Source organism: Sandarakinorhabdus sp. (assembly GCF_031422795.1).
Classification (GTDB): domain Bacteria; phylum Pseudomonadota; class Alphaproteobacteria; order Sphingomonadales; family Sphingomonadaceae; genus Sandarakinorhabdus.
This window is the reverse complement of sequence record NZ_JANPML010000075.1, coordinates 1-2640: the sequence shown is the minus strand read 5'-3', so window position 1 is coordinate 2640 and position 2640 is coordinate 1. Positions and strand designations below refer to the sequence as shown.

At 63.1% G+C, this 2640-nt stretch carries 2 protein-coding genes; both read left to right on the top strand.

The features are described 5' to 3' along the window. On the top strand, positions 1–1078 hold a 1078-nt coding region (locus RMO81_RS02975), incomplete at its 5' end, for a CoA transferase (RefSeq protein WP_310474246.1). 145 nt (positions 1079–1223) lie between these two features. Further along, the coding region (locus RMO81_RS02970; protein WP_310474245.1) for an LON peptidase substrate-binding domain-containing protein at positions 1224–2640 on the top strand (1417 nt) is incomplete at its 3' end.

Here is a 2640-nt window from a genome sequence, read left to right as displayed (position 1 = left end):
CCCCGGCGGCGATCCGGTGCGCGGGCTGGGCCCACGCAAGACCGATCTTTCCAGCATGTTCATCGCCGTCAACCGCGGCAAGCAGGGCCTGTGCCTCGATCTGAAATCGCCCGACGGTGTGGCGGTGCTGGAAAAACTGGTAGCCACTGCCGACGTGCTGGTGGAAAATTTCCGGCCCGGTGTGCTGGCCCGGCTGGGGCTGGATTGGGACCGGATGCAGGCCCTCAATCCGCGGCTGATCTATTGCAGCATCACCGGCTTTGGCCAGGACGGGCCGTATCAGAATGTCCGCGTCTATGATCCGGTGATTCAGGCGGTTTCCGGCATTGCTGCGTCGCAGGTGGACAAGGAAGGCAACCCCGGCCTTGTGCGCCACCTGGTGGCCGACAAGGTGACGGCCCTCACCGCCGCGCAGGCCATCACCGCGGCTCTGCTCCGACGCGAGCGCGCTGGCCCCACTGCGCCGGGTGAACGCATCGAAGTCGCCATGCTGGATGCCGCCATCGCCTTCAACTGGCCAGAAGGCATGTACAACTACAGTTTCATGGATGATGCGCCGGCGGCCTGGCCGGAATATGGCGCGCAGATGCGGCTGTGGAAGGCGTCTGACGGGCAGGTGGCGATTGGTGCGCTGCAGGATGCCGAATTCGTGGCGCTCACCCGCAGCCTGGGCCGTGAAGACCTGGCGCAGGATGAACGCTTCCGCTCGTCCGCTGGCCGCATCAAGCACCAGCGCGAATGGGCACCGCAGGTTTCCGCTGAAATCGCCCGCCGCACCCGCGCCGAACTGATGGCCGGCTTTGTCGAACAGGGCGCTGTTGGCGGCCCGGTGGTGCATCTGGCCGATGTGCCGGATGACGCGCAGGTGCAGCACAACGGCATCTGCATCGCGGTGGATCATGGCCCCGGCGTGGGCCGTGTGCAGCAGGCGCGGCCACCGGCGCGCTTTGGTTCGGCGCTGGATCCAATTGGCCCGGCCCCGCATCTGGGCCAACATGGCCGGCAAATCCTTGCCGCGCTGGGCTACGATGCTGCCGCCATTGCCGTTCTTGTGGATAAGGGCGTCCTCAAGGGTTGATGCGGCCTTATGCGGCTGGCGGCTTCGGCACGGCTCTTGCATCATCTGCCGCAAGGCTGCGCTGATTCTGCCATTGCACCCGCCCGGGGTGCTTCCCATATCAGCCGGCATCAGGCGAAGCTCCAGGCTTCGTGACGGAGACGATATGACCAAACAGACTCTGCCCGTGTTGCCGCTGCGCGATATCGTGGTGTTCCCCCAGATGATCGTGCCGCTGTTTGTCGGCCGCGAAAAATCGGTGGCCGCACTCGAAGCCGCGATGGCCGATGGCCGCACCGTGTTCCTGCTTAGCCAGAAAAACCCCGGTGATGAAGATCCCGGCGCCGACGAACTGTACGACGTCGGCACGCTGGCCAATGTGCTGCAATTGCTGAAGCTGCCCGATGGCACGGTGAAGGTGCTGGTTGAAGGCCAGGGCCGCGCCACGCTGGTCAAGCTCGATGCCAGCGGGCCGCATCTGATGGCCGAAGTCGAAGATCGGCCGGACGTGGAACGCAACGAAACCGAAGTGGCGGCGCTGCTGCGTTCGGCGCAAGGCCAGTTCGAACAGTTCATGAAGCTGAACCGCAAGGTTGCCCCGGAAATCGCCAGCCAGATTTCGGCGGTGGAAGAACCCGGCCGCTTTGCCGACACTGTCGCGGCCAATCTGGGCCTGAAGATCGCCGACAAGCAGGCGCTGCTGGCCGAGCCCGATGTGGGCGCGCGGCTGGAGAAGATCTTTGCCTTCATGGAAGGCGAGATGGGCGTGCTGCAGGTGGAGAAGAAAATCCGCAATCGCGTGAAGCGGCAGATGGAGAAGACCCAGCGCGAATATTATCTCAACGAGCAGATGAAGGCGATCCAGCGCGAGCTGGGCGATGCCGACGAGGAAAAAGACGAGATCGCCGAGCTGGAAGAGAAGATCAAGAAGGTCAAGCTTTCCAAGGAAGCCCGTGAAAAGGCGCTGGGCGAACTGAAGAAGCTGAAGGCGATGGCGCCGCAATCGGCGGAAGCCACGGTGGTGCGCAACTATCTCGATACGCTGCTCGGCCTGCCGTGGGGCAAGAAATCCAAGATCAAGAAGGACATTGTCGCCGCACAAGCCGTGCTCGATGCCGATCATTATGGTCTGGAAAAGGTGAAGGACCGGATTATCGAGTATCTGGCCGTGCAGGCGCGCACCAACAAGCTGAAGGGGCCGATCCTGTGCCTCGTTGGCCCGCCCGGGGTTGGCAAGACCTCGCTGGGCCGTTCCATCGCCAAGGCGACGGGGCGCGAGTTCATCCGCCACAGCCTGGGCGGCGTGCGCGATGAAGCCGAAATCCGCGGCCACCGCCGGACTTATATTGGCTCCATGCCCGGCAAGGTGATCCAGAACCTGAAAAAGGCTGGCACGTCCAACCCGCTGTTCCTGCTCGATGAAATCGACAAGCTGGGCCAGGATTTCCGCGGCGATCCGGCATCGGCGCTGCTGGAAGTGCTCGATCCCGAACAGAACAAGGCGTTCAACGATCACTATCTGGAGGTCGATTATGACCTTTCGGACGTGATGTTCGTGACCACCGCCAACAGTTACAACATGC